General features: G+C 70.3%; 23 protein-coding genes. 13 read left to right on the top strand and 10 right to left on the bottom strand.

What is annotated here, in order from left to right:
- Window positions 1-116 precede the first annotated feature (116 nt).
- Complete coding sequence (locus ACFQ7F_RS17975) at window positions 117-980, bottom strand: diacylglycerol kinase family protein (RefSeq protein ID WP_383271355.1); 864 nt, start codon at window positions 978-980, stop codon at window positions 117-119.
- Window positions 981-1144: 164 nt separating this feature from the next.
- Here ACFQ7F_RS17975 and ACFQ7F_RS17970 point away from each other — a divergent pair, with 164 nt between their 5' ends.
- A complete protein-coding gene (locus ACFQ7F_RS17970; protein WP_383271353.1) occupies window positions 1145-2428 on the top strand; it encodes an adenylosuccinate synthase in 1284 nt (427 codons plus the stop codon).
- A gap of 97 nt (window positions 2429-2525) precedes the next feature.
- On the opposite strand, the gene ACFQ7F_RS17965 is transcribed toward ACFQ7F_RS17970, so the two are convergent.
- The 3 genes from ACFQ7F_RS17965 to ACFQ7F_RS17955 form a co-directional block, all read right to left on the bottom strand.
- Window positions 2526-4556, bottom strand: a complete 2031-nt coding sequence (locus ACFQ7F_RS17965) for a serine/threonine-protein kinase (RefSeq protein ID WP_383271351.1) — start codon at window positions 4554-4556, stop codon at window positions 2526-2528.
- Between the two features lie 79 nt (window positions 4557-4635).
- The gene (locus ACFQ7F_RS17960; protein WP_383271349.1) at window positions 4636-5148 is read right to left on the bottom strand and encodes a MarR family winged helix-turn-helix transcriptional regulator; all 513 of its coding nucleotides are present in this window, start codon (window positions 5146-5148) and stop codon (window positions 4636-4638) included.
- Window positions 5145-5741, bottom strand: coding sequence for a DJ-1/PfpI family protein (locus ACFQ7F_RS17955; protein ID WP_383271347.1), 597 nt, complete (start codon window positions 5739-5741; stop codon window positions 5145-5147). Before ACFQ7F_RS17955 ends, ACFQ7F_RS17960 begins: the two co-directional genes overlap by 4 nt.
- 205 nt (window positions 5742-5946) lie before the next feature.
- Between ACFQ7F_RS17955 and ACFQ7F_RS17950 the strand changes: the two genes are divergently transcribed.
- Together ACFQ7F_RS17950 and ACFQ7F_RS17945 are read left to right on the top strand one after the other, a co-directional pair.
- Entirely contained in the window at window positions 5947-6612 is a 666-nt protein-coding gene (locus ACFQ7F_RS17950) for a DUF4956 domain-containing protein (protein ID WP_383271345.1), read from the top strand.
- Entirely contained in the window at window positions 6609-7421 is an 813-nt protein-coding gene (locus ACFQ7F_RS17945) for a VTC domain-containing protein (RefSeq protein WP_383271343.1), read from the top strand. Before ACFQ7F_RS17950 ends, ACFQ7F_RS17945 begins: the two co-directional genes overlap by 4 nt.
- Here the strand turns inward: ACFQ7F_RS17945 and ACFQ7F_RS17940 are convergent.
- Window positions 7354-8703 carry a sensor histidine kinase gene (locus ACFQ7F_RS17940; RefSeq protein WP_383271341.1) on the bottom strand — a complete coding sequence of 450 codons (1350 nt, stop codon included), beginning with the start codon at window positions 8701-8703 and terminating at the stop codon, window positions 7354-7356. The genes ACFQ7F_RS17945 and ACFQ7F_RS17940 overlap by 68 nt on opposite strands.
- Window positions 8703-9398 (bottom strand): response regulator transcription factor, encoded by a 696-nt coding sequence (locus ACFQ7F_RS17935; protein WP_383271339.1) that lies wholly within the window; start codon window positions 9396-9398, stop codon window positions 8703-8705. Before ACFQ7F_RS17935 ends, ACFQ7F_RS17940 begins: the two co-directional genes overlap by 1 nt.
- Window positions 9399-9470: 72 nt before the next feature.
- Between ACFQ7F_RS17935 and ACFQ7F_RS17930 the strand changes: the two genes are divergently transcribed.
- From ACFQ7F_RS17930 to ACFQ7F_RS17910, 5 genes are all read left to right on the top strand, one after another.
- Window positions 9471-9968: a hypothetical protein gene (locus tag ACFQ7F_RS17930; RefSeq protein ID WP_383271337.1), complete on the top strand. Its 498-nt coding sequence runs from the start codon at window positions 9471-9473 to the stop codon at window positions 9966-9968.
- 206 nt (window positions 9969-10174) lie between these two features.
- Window positions 10175-11536 carry an aspartate aminotransferase family protein gene (locus ACFQ7F_RS17925; protein WP_383271335.1) on the top strand — a complete coding sequence of 454 codons (1362 nt, stop codon included), beginning with the start codon at window positions 10175-10177 and terminating at the stop codon, window positions 11534-11536.
- Between the two features lie 343 nt (window positions 11537-11879).
- Window positions 11880-12605: a GntR family transcriptional regulator gene (locus ACFQ7F_RS17920; protein WP_383271333.1), complete on the top strand. Its 726-nt coding sequence runs from the start codon at window positions 11880-11882 to the stop codon at window positions 12603-12605.
- Window positions 12602-15091, top strand: a complete 2490-nt coding sequence (locus ACFQ7F_RS17915) for a dolichyl-phosphate beta-glucosyltransferase (RefSeq protein ID WP_383271331.1) — start codon at window positions 12602-12604, stop codon at window positions 15089-15091. Before ACFQ7F_RS17920 ends, ACFQ7F_RS17915 begins: the two co-directional genes overlap by 4 nt.
- A gap of 67 nt (window positions 15092-15158) precedes the next feature.
- Window positions 15159-15809 (top strand): hypothetical protein, encoded by a 651-nt coding sequence (locus ACFQ7F_RS17910; RefSeq protein WP_383271329.1) that lies wholly within the window; start codon window positions 15159-15161, stop codon window positions 15807-15809.
- Between the two features lie 80 nt (window positions 15810-15889).
- Here the strand turns inward: ACFQ7F_RS17910 and ACFQ7F_RS17905 are convergent, their stop codons facing one another.
- A complete protein-coding gene (locus ACFQ7F_RS17905) occupies window positions 15890-16636 on the bottom strand; it encodes an SLATT domain-containing protein (protein ID WP_383271327.1) in 747 nt (248 codons plus the stop codon).
- 303 nt (window positions 16637-16939) lie between these two features.
- On the opposite strand from ACFQ7F_RS17905, the gene ACFQ7F_RS17900 reads away from it, so the two are divergent.
- From ACFQ7F_RS17900 to ACFQ7F_RS17890, 3 genes are all read left to right on the top strand, one after another.
- A complete protein-coding gene (locus tag ACFQ7F_RS17900; protein ID WP_383271325.1) occupies window positions 16940-17281 on the top strand; it encodes a YbaB/EbfC family nucleoid-associated protein in 342 nt (113 codons plus the stop codon).
- Between the two features lie 67 nt (window positions 17282-17348).
- A complete protein-coding gene (gene recR, locus ACFQ7F_RS17895) occupies window positions 17349-17948 on the top strand; it encodes a recombination mediator RecR (RefSeq protein WP_125514107.1) in 600 nt (199 codons plus the stop codon).
- A gap of 88 nt (window positions 17949-18036) precedes the next feature.
- Window positions 18037-18723, top strand: coding sequence for a DUF5063 domain-containing protein (locus ACFQ7F_RS17890; RefSeq protein ID WP_383271400.1), 687 nt, complete (start codon window positions 18037-18039; stop codon window positions 18721-18723).
- A 50-nt stretch (window positions 18724-18773) separates the two neighbouring features.
- On the opposite strand, the gene ACFQ7F_RS17885 is transcribed toward ACFQ7F_RS17890, so the two are convergent.
- From ACFQ7F_RS17885 to ACFQ7F_RS17875, 3 genes are all read right to left on the bottom strand, one after another.
- On the bottom strand, window positions 18774-19916 hold the full coding sequence (locus ACFQ7F_RS17885; protein WP_383271322.1) for a hypothetical protein: 1143 nt from the start codon (window positions 19914-19916) through the stop codon (window positions 18774-18776).
- Window positions 19855-20265: a PadR family transcriptional regulator gene (locus tag ACFQ7F_RS17880; RefSeq protein WP_383271320.1), complete on the bottom strand. Its 411-nt coding sequence runs from the start codon at window positions 20263-20265 to the stop codon at window positions 19855-19857. Before ACFQ7F_RS17880 ends, ACFQ7F_RS17885 begins: the two co-directional genes overlap by 62 nt.
- Before the next feature lie 108 nt (window positions 20266-20373).
- The gene (locus ACFQ7F_RS17875; protein WP_383271318.1) at window positions 20374-20772 is read right to left on the bottom strand and encodes a hypothetical protein; all 399 of its coding nucleotides are present in this window, start codon (window positions 20770-20772) and stop codon (window positions 20374-20376) included.
- Between the two features lie 84 nt (window positions 20773-20856).
- On the opposite strand from ACFQ7F_RS17875, the gene ACFQ7F_RS17870 reads away from it, so the two are divergent.
- Window positions 20857-21651 carry a helix-turn-helix domain-containing protein gene (locus ACFQ7F_RS17870; RefSeq protein WP_383271316.1) on the top strand — a complete coding sequence of 265 codons (795 nt, stop codon included), beginning with the start codon at window positions 20857-20859 and terminating at the stop codon, window positions 21649-21651.
- On the top strand, window positions 21648-21794 hold a 147-nt coding region (locus ACFQ7F_RS17865), incomplete at its 3' end, for a DUF397 domain-containing protein (protein WP_383271398.1). The genes ACFQ7F_RS17870 and ACFQ7F_RS17865, both read left to right, overlap by 4 nt.

Genomic DNA, 21794 nt, shown 5'->3' with positions numbered 1-21794 from the left:
GCTGGTGAGGGGGGGTTTGCTGGTGGGGGGGGGGGGCCCCGGGGTGTTGTTTTCCGAAATGTATACGCCGGGGGGGGGCCGCGGGGGGTTCAGCAGGGGTGCTGAACCCACGGCGGTCACCGAGGCAGCATCAAGCCCCAAGCATTGGCCCGCACCGACCACGTCCGCGTCCGTACAGGCCCTCCGACCACCGCATCTGCCCGGTACCGGAAATCCGCCCCGGACACCGTGATCGTCCGCGCCCGCACCCGCAGGATCTCGGCTGCCGCGCCCACCGATGAGGGTCTGACCTCGACCTGCGCGAGGCCGTCGGCCCCGCGGCTCACCGAGACTCCCTCCACCGGCTGGTCCAGGTCCACCACGAGCACGCCGTCCGCCTCCACCCGCAGCCTCGCGGGCGCGGGTCCCGGCGCCGACGCCACACGCGCGGGGCGCGCGAGGGTGCGTACGAGGGACTGGCACGTACGCAGCCAGGGGTGGCTGTCCACCGCCGTGCTCCCGGAGGCCGCGCCCCCGGAGGCCGAGGCCGAGGCCGAAGCCGACGCCGGGGAGGTGACGGGTGGGATCCGCAGATTTCCGAGGACCACCCCGTCGCTGTCGTCGACGAGCAGATCCAGCCGCCGCTCGGCCCCTTCGAGCACCGCACGGGCAGCCGCGACGGCCCCCGAAGGCACCCCGAGCGACCGCGCGAGCGCTTGAGACGCCCCCACAGGAACAACCGAGACCGCACACGAATCGAGCTCGCGCTCGCGGTGCAGGATCGCGACGGCTCGCAGTAGCGCCCGGTCGTCCCCGATCACCACGGGACGCCGCGAACCCCTTCTGGCCAGGGCTTTTGCAAAGTCCTCCGGTCCTTCCGGCAGGCAGATGCGGGCGGCCGCGCCCGCACCCAGTACATCCTTCGCGATCCGTACCGACTCACCGTCCGTGCGCCGGGCGACCGGGTCGATGACGACTAGCAGCTGGTCGCGAGCCGACAACGTGCGCCCTTTCTTTCGTCCTCGGGTAGCATCTTTGTGCAAGAGCCCCTTGCGCTATTGCGCCAGGGGCTTGGTCTATTCCGGGGCAGCATCCAAGGCACACCCATACGGCGGCTACGGCCCCCAGACCTTGGACATGCCCCGCCCGGAAGGGGTGTACGCCTGTGCCCGCACTTGTGCTGCTCGGTGCTCAGTGGGGTGACGAAGGCAAGGGAAAGGCCACCGACCTGCTCGGTGGCTCCGTGGACTATGTAGTGCGATACCAGGGCGGCAACAACGCCGGCCACACGGTCGTCGTAGGCGACCAGAAGTACGCGCTGCATCTTCTCCCTTCCGGGATTCTCTCCCCGGACTGCGTGCCAGTCATCGGCAACGGAGTCGTTGTCGACCCGTCGGTCCTGCTCTCCGAGCTGAGCGGTCTGAACGAGCGCGGCGTCGACACGTCGAAGCTGCTGATCAGCGGTAACGCGCACATCATCACGCCGTACAACGTGACCGTCGACAAGGTGACGGAACGGTTCCTCGGCAAGCGCAAGATCGGCACGACGGGCCGCGGCATCGGCCCGACCTACGCCGACAAGATCAACCGCACCGGCATCCGCGTCCAGGACCTCTACGACCAGTCGATCCTGGAGCAGAAGGTCGAGGCGGCCCTCGAGGTCAAGAACCAGCTCCTCACCAAGCTGTACAACCGCCGCGCCATTGAGGTCGACCAGATCGTCGAGCAGCTCATGGAGCACGGCGAGAACATCAAGGGTTACGTCGCCGACACCACCCTGATCCTCAACAACGCGCTCGACGAGGACAAGGTCGTCCTGTTCGAGGGCGGCCAGGGCACGCTCCTGGACGTGGACCACGGCACGTATCCCTTCGTCACCTCCTCGAACCCGACCGCGGGCGGCGCCTGCACGGGTACGGGCGTCGGTCCGACGAAGATCAGCCGCGTCATCGGCATCCTGAAGGCGTACACGACGCGTGTCGGCGCGGGCCCGTTCCCGACCGAGCTCTTCGACCAGGACGGCGAGGACCTGCGCCGCATCGGCGGCGAGCGCGGCGTCACCACCGGCCGTGACCGCCGCTGCGGCTGGTTCGACGCCCCGATCGCGCGCTACGCGACCCGCGTGAACGGCCTGACGGACTTCTTCCTCACGAAGCTGGACGTCCTGACGGGCTGGGAGCAGATCCCGGTCTGCGTGGCGTACGAGATCGACGGCAAGCGCGTCGAGGAACTCCCGTACAACCAGACCGACTTCCACCACGCGAAGCCGGTCTACGAGTACCTCCCCGGCTGGTCCGAGGACATCACCAAGGCGCAGACCTTCTCCGACCTGCCGAAGAACGCGCAGGGTTACGTGAAGGCCCTGGAGGAGATGTCCGGCGCCCCGATCTCCGCGATCGGCGTGGGACCGGGCCGCACGGAGACGATCGAGATCAACTCGTTCATCTAGCGGTCGCCGGCTGACAGCTTCCGGCGGCTGTCGCTGTACGACGGAGTGGGCGTCCCGGCTGAAGCCGGGGCGCCCACTCCCGTCTTCCACGCCGTCCTCAGCCCTCTTTGTCGTACGTCAGGCCCTTGTCCGTGCCGGTGTTCTCGCGGTGCAGCCTGCCGTCCGAGAGCAGCGTGACCGTGCTCGCCTTGCCCGGTGTGCAGGAGGTCGCGGGCTCACCGACGATCACGTCCGTGGGCCCGATGCGCAGGGTGTTGCCGCTCGCCGACTCCAACTTGCCCTGGAACACGCAGTGGTACGTGCCGCCCGTGTCGGTCGGGCCGTCCGCCGTGATCGAGATGACGGTGTCGCCGACCTCGCCCTGCTGGAGAACGAGCTGCCGGGGGTTGCTGCCCATGTCGTTCTCGATGGAGCCGCTCCAGGTGCCGAGGAACTTGTCGGGGACCGTGCCCTCCTCGGCCTTGGACGCGGGGGAGGTCGGCGGCGTCGTCCCGGGCTCCGGCGTCTTGTCGTCGGACGGTGTGCCCGGCGTCGAAGGGGCGCTGTTGGACGGCGACTTGGGGTTCGTGCCGCCCGCCTTCGTGGTGTCGTCGCCCTTCATCACCGCGTACACCGTGCCGCCTGCTCCTATGGCCACTATGACGGCCACCGCGATGAGCGCGGCGGTGGACCGGCCGCTGCGGCGCGGGGGCTCGGCCTGGGGGTGGACGAGCGGCCCGTACGGGGGTGTGGGGCCGTAGGGAGGCGTGGGGCCGTACGGGCCCTGTTGGGGGTAGCCGTAGCCGGGCTGGGGGTGTTGCTGGGGCTGCGGATGTTGCTGAGGGTGCTGCTGCGGATGCTGCTGGGGATAGCCGTACGCCGGGCCCGGTGGGGGCGTGGGGGGTGGCGCCTGGCCGGTGATCATCGTGGGGAGGTGGTCGAGCGGGGCCTCGCCCGGTCTTCCGGGCGGGGGTGGGGTGTCGCCGTCGGTGGGTGCGGGTGCGGGCTTGGCTCCGGCCTCGGCGGCGGCAGCCCCAGCTCCAGCCCCAGCCGCAGCGGCCGCGGCTGCTCCGGCGGCCCCGGCTCCAGCTCCGGCTCCGGTGGGCTTGGGTGCGTCGCCCTCGCCCCCCGCGGTCAGCTCCTTGGGCGGCGCGAGCGACACCGGCGGAACCGGCCCCTTCGATCCGTTGACGGGCGGCGGCGACTCCGCCCCGCCCCCGCCCTCGTCCGGATCCTCCGTGTCGAGCAACTGCACCGCATGACGGCCCAGTTGGGCCACGAGCGCCCCCGGCAGCCAGGGGTCCCGCGTCCGGCCGCCGTCGCCGAGCGTGTCCTCCGCACCCGTCCGCTCAAGGAGCTGCTCCAGCGAAGGCCGCTCCGTGGGGTTCTTGCGCAGGCAGTCGCCGACCAGCTCGGCCAGCTCCTCAGGCAGCCCCTCCAGATCCGGCTCCTCCTGCGCGATACGGAACATCAGCGCGTGCACGCCGCTGTTGGCCGTGCCGAACGGCAGCGCCCCCGAAGCCGCGTACGCGAGGACCGAACCCAGGCAGAACACATCGCACGCCGGAGTGATCCGGTCGCCCCGCACCTGCTCCGGCGCCATGAAGCCGGGCGAGCCGACGAGGGCGCCGGTGCGGGTCAGGCCGCCGTCGGTCACCGTTTCGAGCGCGCGGGCGATGCCGAAGTCGATGACGCGGGGGCCGTCGATCGTGACGAGCACGTTCGACGGCTTGAGGTCGCGGTGGATGAGGCCCGCCGCGTGAATGTCCTTGAGGGCGTTGGCGAGCCCGGCCGCCAGTATCTTCACGGACCGCTCGGGCAGCGGCCCGTGGTCGTGCGAGATGACGCTCTGGAGCGAGGGTCCCGCGACATATCCCGTGGCCAGCCAGGGGATCGTCGCATCGGTGTCCGCGTCGAGCACCGGCGCCGTCCACGCGCCGCCGACCCGCCGCGCCGCCTGCACTTCCTGCCGGAAGCGGTTCCTGAACTCCTCCTGCTCGGCGAGCTCTTCACGCACCAGCTTCACCGCGACCGTACGTCCCCGGTCGGATCGCGCCAGATAGACGTGCCCCATGCCGCCCGCGCCGAGCCGCGCGAGCAGCCGATAGGCGCCTATTCGCTGTGGATCCCCGGGTCCCAGCTTCTCCATCGTCGCCCCGACCTCCCCCGTTGGTGTGCAACAGATCGAGGATAGTCGCGTGGTACGACATCGGGGCACGTACCGCCAGCTACGTCTCCGTAACGGGTTGTTGCGTATGCGCCGGGAGGGCCGCCGGGAGGGACGTCTCGGTCAGGATGCCGGACAGCCGTTCCAACACCCGTACGGTTTCAGCGAATTCGTCCGCGCCGAGCGCGTCCGCGAGCCTGGCGGCCATGTCCGCGTGGCCGGGGTCGATCTTCCTGACGGCGGCCAGGCCCTCGTCCGTGGGGCGCAGGAGCTTGGCGCGGCGGTGGGCCGGGTTCGGCACGTACTCGGCGAGGCCGCGCCGCACGAGCAGGTCGGCGATGCGCTGCACGCTCTGCCGGGTGATGCCCATCGCGCGGGCGATCCCGGCGACGGGCAGGGGCTCGCGCAGGACGGCGCCGAGCACCTGCCACCAGGCGGCGGTGAGACCGCCGGGCTTGGCCAACTCATCGGCCACGGAGAGGAATTGACCGTTGAGCCGGAAGACGCCGAGGGCGGTGCGGGAGAACAGGTCCTGCTGCTCCCGCACCCGGTCGCCGTCGCGTTCGGCGCTCACGAGTTGAGCACCTCGTAGGCGGCCGCGTCCGAGTCGTGGAAGAGCCGGTACCAGGCGTCCAGCTTCTCGCCCTCGAAGGCGCCGAGCCGCCCGAGGATCTCGCGGGCGAAGGCGACGGGCTCGGTCGGCCCCGCCGTGGTCAGGCCGCCGTCGGTGACGGCATCGGCGTCCACGTACCGCTCGCCGCCCTTGTATCCGGTGGCCGCGAGGTAGAACGACACCGCGCTGGTGTGCGCGCGCTCGTCGAGCAGTCCCTCGCGGGCGAGTCCGGCGGTGGCCCCGCAGATCGCGGCGACCGGCACGTCCGCGTCGAGGAAGGCGCGGGCCGCGCGGCCGAAGGGGGCCAGGTCGTCGCCCGCGTCCCACAGATCGGCGCCGGGCAGGATCAGCAGCGCGCTGTCCTCGGGCCGCAGGTCGGCGAGGGTCAGATCGGGCTTGACGCGGACGCCGCCCGCCGTGGTGACGGGGTCGAGCGAGTGCGCGGCGACGGTGCGGATCTCATATCCGGCGCGGGCCAGGAACGCGGTGGCGTATCCGGGCTCCCAGTCGGCGAGCGTGTCGTATACGGCGAGGTGCACGGGCTTGCGGGTCATGACTGCCTCCACGGGGTGAGGTGCCGCTGCTCGATGTGCGTCAATGTGCTTATGGCAACATGCTGTCAAAACGACAACATGCTGTCAACTCCTGACGGTCAACTCCTGACGGTCAATGCCTGACGGTCAATGCCTGAGAAGAGGGCCGGGCTCGTTAACTCCTGCTGGGGGCGCCCTTAACCCGCCGTTCCCTAGCGTCCTGGTCATGGACAGCGCAGAAAACCTCGGACAGATGGCCGCCCACCTCGGCCTCGACCTGGTGGCCGTGACCCTCCTGACCTTCGGGGTCTTCTATCCACGGCACCGCAGACGAGAGCTGGTCCCCGCCTATCTCGCCCTGAACGTCGCGCTCTTCGCGGTCGTCTCGGCCCTCGCGAGCGCCGGCGGCAACGGCGGGCTCGCGCTCGGGTTCGGGCTCTTCGGGGTGCTCTCGATCGTGCGGCTCCGCTCGGACGCGCTGCAGCACCAGGAAGTGGCGTACTACTTCATCACCCTCGTCCTGGGGCTGTTGTGCGGCCTTCCGGGGTTGGACCTGCCCGTCGCCGCCGGGCTCGCGGCCGTGCTGCTCCTGGTGATGTACGGCGCCGACCATCCCCGCCTCTTCGCAGGTGACCGGCGCGCCGTCATCACCCTGGACGCCGTGTACCGCGAGGAGAGCGAGCTCCGCGCCGAGCTGACGCGGCGCCTGGGGGAGCCGCTGGGCTGGACCGTCCAGGAGGTGGATTACGTCCGCGACCTGACGGTTCTGGAAGTCCGCTTCCGGCAACCGGAACCTTCCGAGAGGGCCGGGGAGTTCCTACGTACGGCACCACGACGCCGCACGACCCGGTCCCGCACGCCTGCCGTCCCCCACCAGAAGGAGACCGTGTGAACCCCGCCGTACGCGCCATCGGACGAGCCGCGCTCGCCGCGCACCCCATCTCGCTCGACGAGGTCAACGCCCGGGCTGAGCTGCTCGCCCGCTACGACAACAGCTATCTGGTGCCGGTCGAGATCTTCGACGACCTGGCGGCGCTTCTCACGGATCCGCGCCGCGCCTCGGGCCCTTTCCGGGCCCTGAGCATCGGCGGAAAGCGCTGGTTCAACTACCACTCGACGTACTACGACACCCCTGAGCTGCTCACCTACCACCACCACCGGCAGGGCAGGCGGCTGCGCTACCGCATCCGGGAGCGGGTCTACCAGGACAGCGGAGAGCGGCAGTTCGAGATCAAGCTGAAGAGCGGCCGTGGCGAGACGGTCAAGCACCGCCAGCGCCTGGAGGGCGACGACCGCGTGCTCGACGCCGAGCGGCAGGGCTTCCTCGCGGGCGTCCTGAGCGGGTCGTACGGGATCGAGGCGCCGGGCGGCCTGACGACGGCCCTGGTCACCGAGTACCAGCGGGCGACCTTCGTGGCCGACGGCCAGCGGATCACGTGCGACGCGGGACTCGTCGTCCGGGACGTGGCCACGGGCCGGTCGGTGGCGGCGGACTCCGGGCTCGTCCTGGTGGAGACCAAGACGCAGGGGCATCTGACGGAGGCGGACCGTGTCCTTCACCGGTACGGGGTGCGGGCCGCGGACTTCACGAAGTACTGCGGCGGTTTCGCCGCGCTGCGCCCCGAACTGGGGGTCAACCGGTGGGCCCGGGCTGTCCGGGTCGCGTTTCCGCGGGCCGCGGGGATGCCTGCGGGAAGGTGAGAGTGACCCGGGTGCCGTGGTTGGCGTCCGACGCCATGTCGAAGGTGCCGCCCGCTGCCTCCGCCGTGCGGCGGGCGATGTCCAGGCCGAGCCCGGTGGAGCCGCCGCCGCTTGAGCCGCGTTCCGCCGCGTAGGTGGCGGGGAGGCCGGGACCTTCGTCGGCGACGACGAGTTGGGCTTCCCCTGCCGGGGTGGTGCGGACGGTGATGCGGAACGGGGTGCCTTGGGGTGTGTGGTCGAGGACGTTGCCGATGAGGGCGTCGATGGCGGCGGTGAGGTCGTCCTCCGGTACGGGTACCGGGTTGGCTCCTTGCTGGGTCGACGTCTCCGTCGTACGACCCTGATCCTCCGCCAACGGCAGCCAGAACGCGGCACGTTCGCGGGCCACAGCGGCCAGGTCCGCGTACGGGGCGTCCCGGAAGGGGCGGCGGGCCTTGCGGATCACGTCGTCGACGCTGCGTTCGAGGGCGGCGACGTCCGCGGCGATGCGGTGCGCCTCCTCCGAGTCACGGAGGGTCTCGGCGTCCAGGCGCAGGGCGGCGACGGGGGTGCGCAGGCGGTGGGCGAGGTCGGCGGCGTTCTCGCGTTCGGCGGTGAGGAGTTCGTCGATGCGGGTGGCGAGGTGGTTCAGCTGACCTGCGACGAGCCGGAGTTCGGGCGGACCCTCGGGAGTGGCGCGCGCGGTGAGGTCACCCGCGGCAAGACGGTCCGCGGTACGGGCCAGGCGCCGGGTCGCGCCGACCAGACGGGCGCCGAGACGGTCGGCGAGGAGCAGCCCGATGAGAACGAGGCCGACCCCGATCCCGGCGAGCACGAGCCAGGAGGTCATGGTCCCCGCGTACAGCTGGCGCTCGGTGAGGGTGACCTGGACGACCGCGGTGCCGTCGGCGGCGCCCTGGACGGGGACGAGGACCTCACGGCCGCCGGTGGAGGGCTCGTAGGTGAACGCGCGACCGGTGCGGGCCAGGCGGACGGCCTCCGTGATGTGGGCCTGCTGGTGCCGGGGATCCGGTCCGATCACGGTGCCGTCGGCAAAGACGAGTGAAGTGTTGGGCAGATCCGACGCGTTGACGCTCTCCACGGTCTGCTCGGCGGTCTCGCGCTCCTCCGAGGTGGCGAGATCGGGCCCGATGGCGTGCGCCACCCACTGGGCACGGGCGGTGGCTTCGGCGGTGGTGCGGTCGGCGGCGTGGGTGCGGGTGAGGAGGGTGAGGGGAACGAGGAGGGCGGTGAGCACCAGGGCGGTGGTGGCGGCGGTGAGGAGGAGAAGACTGCGGCGCATCAGCGTGCGGGCTCTTCAGGAGGCGTCAGCTTTACGCCGACGGTGCGGACCGTGTGGAGATAGCGGGGCGCCTGAGCGGTCTCGCCGAGTTTTCGGCGGAGCCAGGAGAGATGGACGTCGACGGTCTTGTCGGCGCCGCCCAGGGGCTGCTGCCACACCTCGGCGAGGAGTTCACGGCGGGAGACGACCTGGCCCGGTCGGTGGGCGAGGTAGGCAAGAAGCTCGAACTCACGAGGGGTGAGATCCAGCGGGCTACCGTCCAGGGCGACTTCGCGGGATGCCGGGTCGATGGCGAGGCCTCCCACCCGCAGCGGCTCCTCGGCCACCTCGGTCGCGCCGAGGCGCCGCAGCACTGCCTTGATACGGGCGTCCAGCTGGGCGGCGCCGAACGGCTTGACGATGTAGTCGTCGGCTCCGTCCTCCAGTATCGACACCATCTCCGGTTCGTCGTCGCGTGCGGTCGCGACGATGACGGGTACGTCGCTGACGGCTCGGAGCATGCGCAGGATCTGGGCGCCGTCCACGTCCGGCAGACCCAGGTCGAGTACGACGAGGTCGGGGCGGTGGGTGACCGCGGCGTCCAGGCCTGCCATGCCGCTGGGCGCGGTGGCGACGGCGTGCCCTTTGTCGCGCAGAGCGCGCACGAGGGCACCGCGCAGCTGGGGATCGTCCTCCACGACGAGAAGATGGGCCATACATCCACCGTAGCCAGGTGCTTTGGGCGGCCCTTAACCGGGCGTTAGGAAACGGTGCGGCACAGTGTCCGGATGATCCGGATGAGGAAGTGGCGGAACGCGGTGGTGACCGCGGCATGGGTGGGCGTGGGCACGGCCGCGGGGGCGCTGGGCGCCTGGCAGCTGGCCAGTTCGGACAGCGGGGGAGCGGCGCACAGTCGTCCGCTGGACGAGGGGGCGGTGAGCAGAGCGCTGGCGGCGACTTCGGCGTCTCCGACTCCGACGCCGACTCCGTCCGTATCCTCTCCGTCGAGCAGCGCCCCCTCGGAAAAGGCGTCCGACCGCTCCACCCTGCGTTTCACGGGCGGGACGGCGACGGTCGAGTGCAGGGCCGACGGAACGGTGTACCTCGTCTCGTGGAGCCCGGCGGACGGCTTCCACATCGACGACGACGTGGAACGGGGCCCGGCAGCGGTGGCCCGCCTGGAGGCGGAGCCGAGCGACGACGACGAACAGGACGACCTGCCGTACGAGATCCGCTGCGGGGAGGGCGGGGAGCCGAGGGCGAAGGTGGTGGCGGACGACGATTGATCCAGCCCGTCCGGCGTTTGAGGACGAACTCGGCGAAGCCGGTGATAACGGCAACCAAGGCACAGGGCCCCCGCGCCGAGCGGGTTTTCGGGAAGGGGCGGGGTTGGGGACAAGTCAACGCCCCGACACACTGTCCAGTACCCCCCGCCGCCGCGAAACAGGACGCCCATACCCCGTCCACACCCTGGACATTTACCCTCGCCCACATGACCCCTCAGCCGAATCCCCAGGTCGGCGCCGCCGTCAAGGCCGCGGACCGCGCCCACGTGTTCCACTCCTGGTCCGCACAGGAGCTGATCGACCCCCTCGCCGTAGCCGGCGCCGAGGGCTCGTACTTCTGGGACTACGAAGGCAACCGCTACCTCGACTTCACCAGCGGCCTCGTCTTCACGAACATCGGATACCAGCACCCGAAGGTCGTCGCCGCGATTCAGGAGCAGGCGGCGACGATGACGACCTTCGCGCCCGCCTTCGCCGTGGAAGCCCGTTCCGAGGCCGCACGCCTCATCGCCGAGCGGACCCCCGGCGACCTCGACAAGATCTTCTTCACCAACGGCGGCGCGGAAGCCGTGGAGAACGCGACCCGCATGGCGCGCCTCCACACCGGCCGCCCCAAGGTTCTCTCCGCCTACCGCTCGTACCACGGCGGCACCTCCGTCGCGATCAACCTCACCGGCGACCCCCGCCGCTGGGCCTCCGACAACGGCTCGGCGGGTGTCGTCCACTTCTGGGCGCCGTTCCTCTACCGCAGCCCCTTCTACGCCGAGAACGAGCAGCAGGAGTGCGAGCGCGCCCTCCAGCACCTTGAGGACACCATCGCCTTCGAGGGCCCCGCGACCATCGCGGCGATCATCCTCGAATCCGTCCCGGGCACGGCAGGCATCATGATCCCGCCGCCGGGCTACCTCAAGGGCGTACGCGAGATCTGCGACCGGCACGGCATCGTCTTCATCCTGGACGAGGTCATGGCGGGCTTCGGGCGCACCGGCAAGTGGTTCGCCGCCGACAACTTCGACGGCGGCATCGTGCCCGATCTCCTCACCTTCGCGAAGGGCGTGAACTCCGGCTACGTACCGCTCGGCGGCGTCGCGATCTCCTCCGCCATCGCGGAGACGTTCGCCCGCAGGCCCTACCCGGGTGGCCTTACGTACTCCGGCCACCCCCTGGCCTGCGCCGCCGCCGTGGCGACGATCAACGTCATGGAGGACGAGGGCGTCATCGAGAACGCGGCCCGCGTCGGTACGGAGATCATCGCCCCCGCCCTCGCGGAGTTCGCCGAGCGGCACCCGAGCGTCGGGGAGGTCCGTGGCCTCGGCATGTTCTGGGCCCTGGAACTGGTCAAGGACAAGGAGACCCGCGAGCCTCTCGTCCCGTACAACGCCACGGGCGAGGCGAACGCCCCGATGGCAGCGTTCGGCGCCGCCGCCAAGAAGCAGGGGTTGTGGCCCTTCATCAACATGAACCGCACCCATGTGGTTCCGCCGTGCAACATCACGGACACGGAGGCGAAGGAAGGCCTCGCGGCGCTTGACGCTGCGCTGACTGTGGCGGACGACCACGTGTCCTGACCCGGCCCCGCGTCATGGCCGACGCCCGGCCCGGCCCCGCTCGGGCAGGACGTCGGCCACGCCCGGCTCCGTCTCACCCGCCGCTTCGCGCCGGGTCTTTCCCTCCCACCCACCCATGACCCCGGGTAATCGGGTGGGCGGGAGGGAGAGTTCCGCCGCGAAGCGGCAGCACAGACGGAGACGGCGCCGTACGCGGGATCGGCCCCCACCCCCAGGACCGGCCCCGCCCCCAGGCCCCCGGCCAGAGACATTGGCGCCCGGCCCCCGGGAACCCCGACCGCGTAGTCTGACGTGCTCGTAAGCAAACGACGACCACCAAGACGACGACTCCGAGGGAACCCAGATGCCCGGCACCGACGGCCCCGCCGCCCCCGCCGTCATCCGCAGCACTCTGCGCCAGCAGATCGCCGACGCGCTGCGCGACGAGATCCTCGGCGGCCGTCTGGAGCCGGGCCAGGAGTTCACGGTCAAGGAGATCGCCGAGCAGTACGGCGTCTCCGCGACCCCGGTCCGCGAGGCCCTGGTGAACCTCGCGGCGCAAGGCCTCCTCGACGCCGACCAGCACCGCGGCTACCGCGTCCACGAGCACTCCCTCGCGGACTACCGCGGCATGCTGGAGGCCCGCAGACTCGTCGCCGACGGAATCTTCCGCGACCTCGCGAGAAACGGCACCCCGCTGGGACCCAAGCCCCAGAGCGAAGCCGCCGCCGCGCTCCTGTCCGTACGCCGCCGTGGCGAGGAAGCCGCCCGCGCCGCCTGCGCGGGCGACCTGAACGTCCTCATCGGCTACGACCTCCGCTTCTGGCGCGAGCTCAGCGCCCTCTTCGGCAACGCCTACCTCTCGGACTTCCTGCACCGCATCCGCGTCCAGTCCTGGGTCTGCGCCGTCACCTACCTCCGCCGCGCCGTCGAACGCGGCGACGGCGACCTGCGCGGCACCCTCTGGGCCCGGCACACCGAGCTCGTCGACGCCCTCGCGCACCGCGACCCGCAGGCCGCGCACGCGATCATCGCCGAGTACAACGCCCACTCGCTCGCCCTCATCGAGCGTCTCGCGGCCGCTGCATGAGTGTGGACCTGACGGTCGTCGTCCCCGCCTACAACGAGGAACGGCGCCTGGCTCCCACGCTCGCCGCGATCCGCGCGTACCTGGAGGGCGGAGAGGACGGAGAGGGCGGAGAGGGCTGCACGGAAGGCGGCGCCCGCGCCCGATGGGAGCTGATCGTCGTGGACGACGGCTCCACCGACGGAACCCTCGACATCGCCGCCGACGCCGAGGCCGCCGACTCCCGCGTCCAGCTCATCCACTCCCCCCGCAACCTCGGCAAGGGCCACGCCCTGCGCCTCGGTGTCCTCGCCTCGCGCGGCGACCGCGTACTGATCACCGACGCCGATCTGGCCACCCCCATCGAGGAACTGGAGTGCCTCGACAAGGCGCTCACCGACGGCCACACGGCCGCGATCGGCTCCCGCGCCCGCCCCGGCGCGACGATCGAGAGCCACCAGCACCGCCTGCGCGAACTGCTCGGCCGCACCGGCAACTTCCTGATACGTACGGTCGCCGTCCCCGGAGTCCGCGACACCCAGTGCGGCTTCAAGCTCTTCGACGGCGACCGTGCCCGTGAGGCCTTCGCCGCGTCCCGCCTCCGCGGCTGGGGGATCGACGTCGAGATACTGCAGTACTTCCGCCGCTCCGGCTGGCCGGTCGCCGAGGTGCCGGTGCGCTGGGCGCACCAGGAGGGTTCGAAGGTCCGCCCGGTCGACTACGTGAAGGTCCTGGCCGAACTGACCTCGCTCAAGATCCGCACCGTCCCGCCGAGGGACCTGCTCGTCGCGGCGGTCTTCCTGGCCATGGCCGTCATCCTCTACTCGGGCCGTTTGATCGCGCCGGGCGACCGCTATCTCCCGGACTCCCTCCAGGACCAGAATCAGTGGGAGTGGTTCTTCGCGGTGACGGCGGACAACGTCCGCCACCTCCAGAACCCCCTCTTCACGACCCTCCAGAACGCTCCCGACGGCGTGAACCTCATGGCCAACACGGTCATGCTCGGCCTCTCCGTCCCCTTCGCCCCCGTGACCTGGCTCTTCGGCCCGGCCGCCGCCCTGAACGCGGCGATGACACTGGGCCTGGCCGCGACCGCCGTCGCCTGGTACTGGCTGATCCTCAGGCGTCTCGTACGTCACCGGGGCGCGGCAGCTGTCGGCGCGGCCCTCGCGGCCTTCGCGCCACCGATGATCAGCCACGCCCAGGCGCACCCGAACTTCATGGTCCTGTTCATGATCCCGCTGATCATCGACAGGGCACTGCGGCTCTGCGAGGGCGAGGGCGAGGGCGAGGGAAATAGAGACGGCGCGGGCACGAGTGTCGTACGTGACGGAGTCGTCCTCGGCCTCTTCACCACCTACCAGATCTTCCTCGGCGAAGAGCCGCTGCTGCTCGCGGCTATGGGCATGCTGCTGTTCGCGGCGGCGTACGGGCTGGCGCGCAGGGACGTGGCGCGGGAGGCGATCCGGCCCCTGGCCCGCGGCCTCGGCGTGGCCGTGGCGGTCACCGTGCCGCTGGTCGCCTTCCCGCTCTACTGGCAGTTCTTCGGGCCGCAGAGCTACACGAGCGTGCTGCACGGCGACGACGCGGGCAACAGCCCGCTCGCGCTCCTCTCCTTCGCGGAACGCTCGCTCGCGGGCAGCGAGAAGACCGCGAGCGCCCTCGCCCAGAACCCCACCGAGCAGAACGCCTTCTACGGCTGGCCCCTGGTCGCCCTCGCCTTCGCGATCGTCGTACGTCTCTGGGAGCGGGCGGTGGTGAAGGCGCTGGCGTTCACGGCCGTCGCGGCGGCGTTCCTCTCCCTCGGCCCGAAGTTCCGCATCCCCATGACGGATGTCGTGCTCCCCGGCCCGTGGGCACCCCTGGCGCACGCACCCCTCTTCGAGTCGGTCATCGAGTCGCGGGTGGCCATGGTGTGCGCCCCGGCGCTCGGCATGCTGGTCGCGCTCGCGCTTGCGCGGCTGCTCGCTTCCACGCGCCGGATGACGGCCACGCGGTACGCGGGCGTGGCCGCGGTCGCCCTCGCCCTCCTGCCGATCGTGCCGGCGCCGCTGCGATCGGTGGACCGGGCGCAGCCCCCCGCGTTCATCGCCGACGGAACCTGGAAGAAGTACCTGGGCGACGGCGAGTCCCTCGTACCGGTACCGCTCCCGGACCCGGCCAGTGCGGAGGCGCTGCACTGGCAGACCACCGCCGACCTGGACTTCCGCCTGCCCGGCGGCTACTTCAACGGGCCGTGGGGTCCGGACCGGATCGGCATCTACGGCGCGTCCCCCCGCAACACGTCGAACCTCCTGCGGGACGTCCGCTCGGCGGGCCGCGCCCCGCAGATAACGGACGCGTGGCGCAGGGCGGCGCGCGAGGATCTGACGTACTGGAACGCGGGCGTCCTGGTTCTCGCGCCGCAGCAGCACGACGCCGCACTGCGGGAGACGGTGGAGGAACTCCTTGACCGGCCCGGAAAGTGGGTAGACGGGGTGTGGATCTGGGATCTGCACGGGGGCAGCTAGGGGGCACCTGCCCGGTCTACGCTGCCTGAACGCGAGGAACGTCCGATGTCCGACATGAGGAGCCCCCTTGGCCTGTGACCTGTGGCTGGTCCCGCTCGTCGACGTGCTGTGCCACAGCCCCGACAATCCCTTCGCCGAAGAGATCGCGGTGTACGACAAGGCGCTGCACGAGGCAGGCCTGCCCCCCGTCCCCGTCTTCGCCTACATGCCGGGCCTCTCCGGCGACGTGGCCCCGGTGGCGGGCTTCGACTACGACGCGCTGCATTTCCTGCGCCGGGCGTACCTGCTCCAGGTCTGCGGCCTTGAGGTCACGCCGGTGGATGAACTGGGCGGCGACTACGAGCAGTTGCTGGAGATGTTCGACACGACGGCCCAGCAGTCGCACCTGGTCTGGCACTACGACCACGCGGGGGCGTACGTCCCTGTCGACTTCCCCGCCCCTCTCTCGAACGACGAACTCCTCGCGGGCGGCGGCCCATTGGGCTCGTCCCACGCACTCCTGCGGGAACTGGAATTCGTGGCCCCGTCCATCGGCATAGACGCGTCCAACCCCCCTCGCCCTCCGACACCCCCCGAGGCGCCCACGTCCCTGGAGGAACCGGCGGCCCCGGCCCCACCGGACGACAGCCCCTTCGCAAGGGAACGCCACGTATGGCTGGGCCTGCACGCGGCAACCACCCGAAGCCTGGCGCAAGGCTCAATGATCATCTATAGCTGACGAATCTCAGCCCGTCCGGCGTTTGAGGACCGGGGGCCCGGCCCGATATGCCCCGCCCCCGCCTCTCGCCTCGCCTCACCTCACCGAGGCTCCGGCGGCCGCTGCCGGGGCATATTGGGCCGGGCCCCCGGCGGCAGGGCGGCCCGGACAGGGGCAGCACCGGCCTCCCCCCGGGAGGCAGGAACCACGGCCTGTATGGCCAACGGCGAAGGCCCCGACCGAAACTCCACCATCCAGTCCGCGGTCTCGGCCCGCACCAGCTCGGTCACATCCTCGGAGAACCGCCGAAGCACCGCGAGACACCGATCGGCAGCCTCACTGGCAGTCCCCTCGGTCGGCCCGAGAACCTCCCGCACACTCTCCGACGCCCAGTCGAACTGCAGCGCCTGAAGCCGCCGCTGCACAGCCTGCGCGGTGGCCACATCCCGCATCCACCCGGACGTGAGACCGAAGAACCGATCGCACCCCACACACGCGGCGCCCGCGAGCAGCGAGACGAACCCCCACGTGGCGACGCCCCCCGCCGCCCCCGCCAGATCGAGCAGCGGAAGCACCCCCGCGCCCACGGCCCCCACCGCCGCCCCGACCCGCGCCAGCCGCGCCCCGCGCCGCTTCCACGCCCGGTCGGACAGGTACCACTCCGCGGTATCGAGCGCGCCCCGCTCCACCCACCGGTACAGCTCGTCGAGCCGCGCCGCAGGCTCACCCCAGTCGCCGACGGGAAAGGCCCGCCCCGTCAGATCCCCGAGCCGAGAACCGTCCGCATCCGCCCCGGCACCCTGCCCCTCCTGGGGCACCCCCTCGGGCTGCATCTCCGGCTGGCTCACCCGGCACTCCCTCTACCTCTACGAGATCCTTGATGGTGCTGATGGTGCTGAAGCGACTGATGTCATCTGCTCATGCGCAGCCCCAGTCCTACCGCCCAATGGGTGGCCGTGAGCCCGTTATCGCGGTATTTCCGCCCGGAAGAGGTGCTTGATCAGGTATAGGAGGACGGCTGAGCTCACTCGAAAGAGTGCTGGGGCGCGGGCACCCCCGACCACGTAGGCTCGTTCCAGGTGGAAAATCCACCGTAAATACCTCCACAGACCGTCCCAGACCATTCGAAACCTTCGAGACAGGAGTTGATCGTGATCCCCGGTGGTGGCCAGCCCGACATGCAGCAGCTGCTTCAGCAGGCCCAGAAGATGCAGCAGGATCTCGCGACCGCTCAGGAGGAGCTCGCGCGCACGGAGGTCGAGGGCCAGGCGGGCGGCGGCCTCGTCAAGGCGACGGTCACCGGCGCCGGTGAGCTGCGCGGCCTCGTGATCGACCCCAAGGCGGTCGACCCGGAGGACACCGAGACCCTCTCGGACCTGGTGGTCGCGGCGGTCCAGGCGGCGAACGAGAACGCGCAGGCGCTCCAGCAGCAGAAGCTGGGCCCGCTCGCGCAGGGCCTTGGCGGCGGCGGTATGCCGGGCCTTCCCTTCTAAGAGGGCCACAGGCCAACTACCGTACGTACCAAAGTGTGATACTCGGCAAAAGCAGGAAAGGCACCCCGTGTACGAAGGCGTGGTTCAGGACCTCATCGACGAGTTGGGCAGGCTGCCCGGCGTCGGTCCCAAGAGCGCGCAGCGGATCGCCTTCCACATCCTGCAGACGGAGCCCACGGACGTGCGCCGCCTCGCGCACGCCCTCCTTGAGGTCAAGGACAAGGTCCGCTTCTGCGCGACCTGCGGCAACGTCGCGCAGGAAGAGCTCTGCAACATCTGCCGCGACCCGCGCCGCGACCTCAGCGTCATCTGCGTCGTCGAGGAGCCGAAGGACGTCGTGGCGATCGAGCGTACGCGCGAGTTCCGGGGGAAGTACCACGTACTGGGTGGGGCGATCAGCCCCATCGAAGGTGTTGGCCCGGACGACCTGCGTATACGAGAGCTGCTCGCGCGCCTCGCGGACGGCACGGTCACCGAGCTGATCCTCGCCACGGACCCGAACCTGGAAGGGGAGGCCACAGCGACGTACCTCGCGCGCATGATCAAGCCCATGGGCCTGAAGGTCACCCGCCTGGCCAGCGGGCTCCCTGTCGGGGGAGATCTGGAATACGCGGACGAGGTCACACTGGGCCGCGCCTTCGAGGGGAGACGACTCCTAGATGTCTAAGAAGCAGCCAGAGCAGTCCACGAAGCCGGAAGCGACGATCACACCCGACCCGATCGTCACGCCCGAGCTGATCGTCACGCCCGAGCCGATGGCCGCCCCCGAGCTGCTCCTCGACCCCGAGCCGACGGTCCTTCTGCACGCATCCGCCCAGGACCCTGACTCCTTCGCGGTGCAGATCTCGGACCAGATCGAGAGCTTCATCGTCGCGGTGACAGAGGTCGCGAAGGGCGACGAGCCGGACTCGGCAGTTCCCTTCCTCCTCCTCGAAGTCTCCCAACTCCTCCTCGCCGGCGGACGCCTGGGCGCACACGAGGACATCGTCCCCGAGGACCGCTACGAGCCGGACCTCGGCCCGGAGCGGGACGTGGACGACCTGCGTGAACGCCTGGCCGCCATGCTGGAGCCGATCGACGTCTACTCCGAGGTCTTCGACCCGTACGAGCCCCGCAAGGCCCCCGTGGCCTGCCGCATCTCGGACGACCTGGCAGACGTGGTCGCCGACCTCTCCCACGGCTTGGCGCACTACCGCGCGGGCCGCACGGTGGAAGCCCTCTGGTGGTGGCAGTTCTCGTACTTCTCGAACTGGGGCTCCACCGCATCGGGCGCCCTGCGAGCCCTCCAGTCCCTGGTGGCCCACGTCCGCCTGAACCAGCCCCTTGAGGACCTCAACGGCCTGGACACGGACGAGGACCTGGCCGAGGACGCACTCGCCGAGGCGGCGGGCAAGGTCATGGCGGAAGAGATCGCCGGGCCCCTGGGCCTGCGCTCGGTGTAGTAATTCGGTGTAGTAACCGGAGCGGGCTGCCTGCGACGGGCGGTGAAGGATCAGGCGTTCTTGGCGCCTGAGTCGCCGCCCGTTCCGCCCGTTCCGCCTGTGCCGCCCGGCCGCAGCTTGCGCCACAGCGACCATGTGGTGGTGGCCCAAGCCCATATGGCGACGACCAGCACGGCGACCTTGGCCCAGAACCAGAGGGACGCGGGCTCCGGCGTACTGACGAGGTCGAGGCCCCACCAGAGGATTCCCCCGGTGAACAGGACAGTGGGCACCACCTCGGCCCGTGCCGCACGCCGCGTCTTCCCCGGCCCTTCGCTGAGCCGCAGCGCGTAGACCTCGACGTCCCCGAACTCGCCCGCCGCACTCCCGCCCGAAGCGGCGAGATGGTCCCGCGCCTCGGACACGCAGCGCGCGGCGTCCCCCGCGGGCACCCGGTGCCGCCCCCGCAGCAACGCGGAGAGCCGCGTCAGCCAGGCCTCGTCGTCATCCCGTATCGCCTCGGCGGGCACGCCGCGCTCGCGGAACCATCGCCCGACGCGCTCAGGGGAAAGCCGCCACCCCAGCACCCCGAGCAACGCACCGACGACGAACAGCGAGGGTGCCGGAACGCTCACTTGGGGCCCCCGGGGTATGGCGGTGAACCCCACGGCGCAGGCCACGACAAGCACCGCGGCGCAGGCGACAGCTATCCGGCCGGCCCGAAGCCGCCCCGCCGCACGCAGCTCGGGGATGACACCGGTCACGAGCACGATGAGCACGGCGAGCAGCAGACCGGCGCCCCCTGTGGGCCAACCGACGTTCACCCGGAACCCGTTGCTCGCCCACAGCACCACACCGAACAGGGCGACTTGGCCGCCTGCCAGCAACAACGAACTGGTGAACCGGTCACCGGCGGCGAAACCTTCGAGGTCGACGGTGCTGCGATGAGCCTCGTCGATCCGCTCGGCGGCGACGGTCTCGGCGTACGCGGTGGGATCGCCGAAGATCTCCCGGAGGGGTATCCCCGCCTCGACGGCAGTCAGCCGAGCCTCTTCAAGTACCTGCGCGGCGAGTCCGTCGGGCGGCGTGTGTTCCACGGCCAACGCGAGCTCGAACTCGGCGGCCCACCGAGCATCGTCGCCGCTGGCCCAGTCAGGCATCTGCCCCTGCCCCTGCTTCTGCTGCGTCTGCTCCCTGCCGCTCGTGCGCGTCATCGTGTTCCCCCAGTTCTCGTTGATCCTCCGGACCGGCCAAGGCCGTCACCACGCCGTGGAAGTCCCGCCACGCGTGATACTCGACGGCCAGGCGCTCGCGCCCCGATTCGGTGAGGCTGTAGTACTTCCGGCCGGGCCCGCCCTCGCCCGCGCTCCAGCGGATGTCGACCGCGCCTTCCTCTTCCAGCCTGGTCAGGGCCGGATAGAGCGTGGCCGCCTTGGCATTGGCCAACCCGGCCGCGCCCAATTCCTGAAGCAGCGCATATCCATAACTCTCGCCGCGCTCCAACATCCCGAGCAGGCACAACGGCAAGGCCGCACGCAGCCAGGCGGAACTGAACTCCGGCACCTGCTTCGCCTCCCCGACTAGTTGAGTTTTCAGAATAGTCCAGAACTCAGATATCCGCCAACCCCCCGTCACACACAGCAACCGGGGACGCAGGTGCCGCCGCCCCTCCTATGGACTGACCGGCCCCAGCGCCATCAGCAGCCGAGCCGGTTCCACGTACGGAGCGGTCGGCGTCGGTTCGCTGTACCAACCCAGCGGCCACGTGTTGCCCGCCAGCGCCGGAACCCCGATGTACGTCACCGTGCGCGACGTCCCGAAGCGTTGTACGCCCAGCGGCCAGGTGTGGTCCTCTGCCGTGCCCGGCGCCACCAGGAAGTACATCCACCGGGCTCCGGACACCTCGCAGATGACGGGACCCGCGTCACCCTCCGCCTCCGCGATCAGCCTCGCTGCGACCAGTTCTCCTCGTGCGCCCTGGATCCGCAGGGTGTCGAAGTGGACGCCGGACACGCGGAGATGGTGCCCCGCCATGGGGACCCACTCGGGCCAGTGAATTGCATTCGTCATGGCCACACCGTGCGTGGTGCGGGGCTACGCTCGGTAGTGACTGAGGGGGTACACGCCGAGGTGTATCCGCCGGAGGGGGCCGCTGTGTCCGTTCAGTACAACCCGACTTGGCGCTACGGCGGCAACCAGCTGAAGCGCTGGCGCACCAAGGCGAGCGTCTCGCGTGAGGAGCTGGGGGCTGCCTCCAACTACTCGCCCGACACCATCAAGGCCATGGAGCAGGGCGTTCGGATGCCTACCGCGCGGGTGCTGGATGCGGCGGATGAGCTGTGCCATGCGGAGGGGCTGCTTAGTGCGGCGAAGGATTATGTGCGGGCGGAGAAGTTTCCGGCTCGGGCGCAGGATTTCATGTTGTACGAGCAGCAGGCAGTCAGCCTGTGGTGGTACGAGGTCGGGCTGATCCCCGGCTTGCTGCAGACGGAGCCCTACGCGAGGGCGCTGATCAGTAACCACTGTCCGCCGCTTGATGAGGAGACGGTCGAGCGACGAGTCGCTGCGAGGCTGGAGCGACAGGAACTCCTCACTCGTACACCGCCGGTAGCGATCAGCTTTGTCGTGTACGAGGCGGCGCTCCGGGTTCCCCAGGCAGATGAGGGGCAGTTGTTGCGCCTGCTCGATACCGGGCGTCGAAACAACATCTCTGTGCAAGTCCTTCCGTTCGCCCGGGTGATCTCTGCTGCCTTGCTCGGGCCGATGGTGCTGCTGGAGACTCGGGACCGTGAACGTCTGGCATTTACGGAGGGCCCGTCGACGAGCGTGCTGACCTCCGAGCCAGAGGTGGTGAGTTCGCATACCGAGCGACTTAGCATGATCCGCATGGAGGCCCTCGGTACTGAGGAGTCGTCTCTCTTCATCAAGCGGATGGCGGAGGAACTGTGAGCGAGCACCTGACCTGGTTCAAGTCAAGCTACAGCGACTCTGAGGGTGGCGCTTGCCTCGAAGTCGCCCCGGACTGGAGCAAGTCCACGTACAGCGATGGCGAAGGCGGCGCCTGCGTAGAGATAGCCCTCTGCCCCGCCGCC

The organism is Streptomyces sp. NPDC056486, from assembly GCF_042795295.1.
In the GTDB taxonomy this organism is placed as follows: Bacteria; Actinomycetota; Actinomycetes; order Streptomycetales; family Streptomycetaceae; genus Streptomyces.
Note: the sequence above shows the minus strand (reverse complement) of the source record. Positions and strands in the feature narration are given on the sequence as shown.

Coding starts and splice junctions, on each gene's coding strand:
- ACFQ7F_RS17940 (WP_383271341.1), bottom strand. CDS start 8,703: ATGCGCCGCAGTCTTCTCCTCCTCACCGCCGCCACCACCGCCCTGGTG.
- ACFQ7F_RS17885 (WP_383271322.1), bottom strand. CDS start 19,916: ATGACGCGCACGAGCGGCAGGGAGCAGACGCAGCAGAAGCAGGGGCAG.
- ACFQ7F_RS17950 (WP_383271345.1), top strand. CDS start 5,947: ATGGACAGCGCAGAAAACCTCGGACAGATGGCCGCCCACCTCGGCCTC.
- ACFQ7F_RS17930 (WP_383271337.1), top strand. CDS start 9,471: ATGATCCGGATGAGGAAGTGGCGGAACGCGGTGGTGACCGCGGCATGG.
- ACFQ7F_RS17875 (WP_383271318.1), bottom strand. CDS start 20,772: ATGACGAATGCAATTCACTGGCCCGAGTGGGTCCCCATGGCGGGGCAC.
- ACFQ7F_RS17935 (WP_383271339.1), bottom strand. CDS start 9,398: ATGGCCCATCTTCTCGTCGTGGAGGACGATCCCCAGCTGCGCGGTGCC.
- ACFQ7F_RS17920 (WP_383271333.1), top strand. CDS start 11,880: ATGCCCGGCACCGACGGCCCCGCCGCCCCCGCCGTCATCCGCAGCACT.
- ACFQ7F_RS17925 (WP_383271335.1), top strand. CDS start 10,175: ATGACCCCTCAGCCGAATCCCCAGGTCGGCGCCGCCGTCAAGGCCGCG.
- ACFQ7F_RS17955 (WP_383271347.1), bottom strand. CDS start 5,741: ATGACCCGCAAGCCCGTGCACCTCGCCGTATACGACACGCTCGCCGAC.
- ACFQ7F_RS17915 (WP_383271331.1), top strand. CDS start 12,602: ATGAGTGTGGACCTGACGGTCGTCGTCCCCGCCTACAACGAGGAACGG.
- ACFQ7F_RS17965 (WP_383271351.1), bottom strand. CDS start 4,556: ATGGAGAAGCTGGGACCCGGGGATCCACAGCGAATAGGCGCCTATCGG.
- ACFQ7F_RS17890 (WP_383271400.1), top strand. CDS start 18,037: ATGGCCGCCCCCGAGCTGCTCCTCGACCCCGAGCCGACGGTCCTTCTG.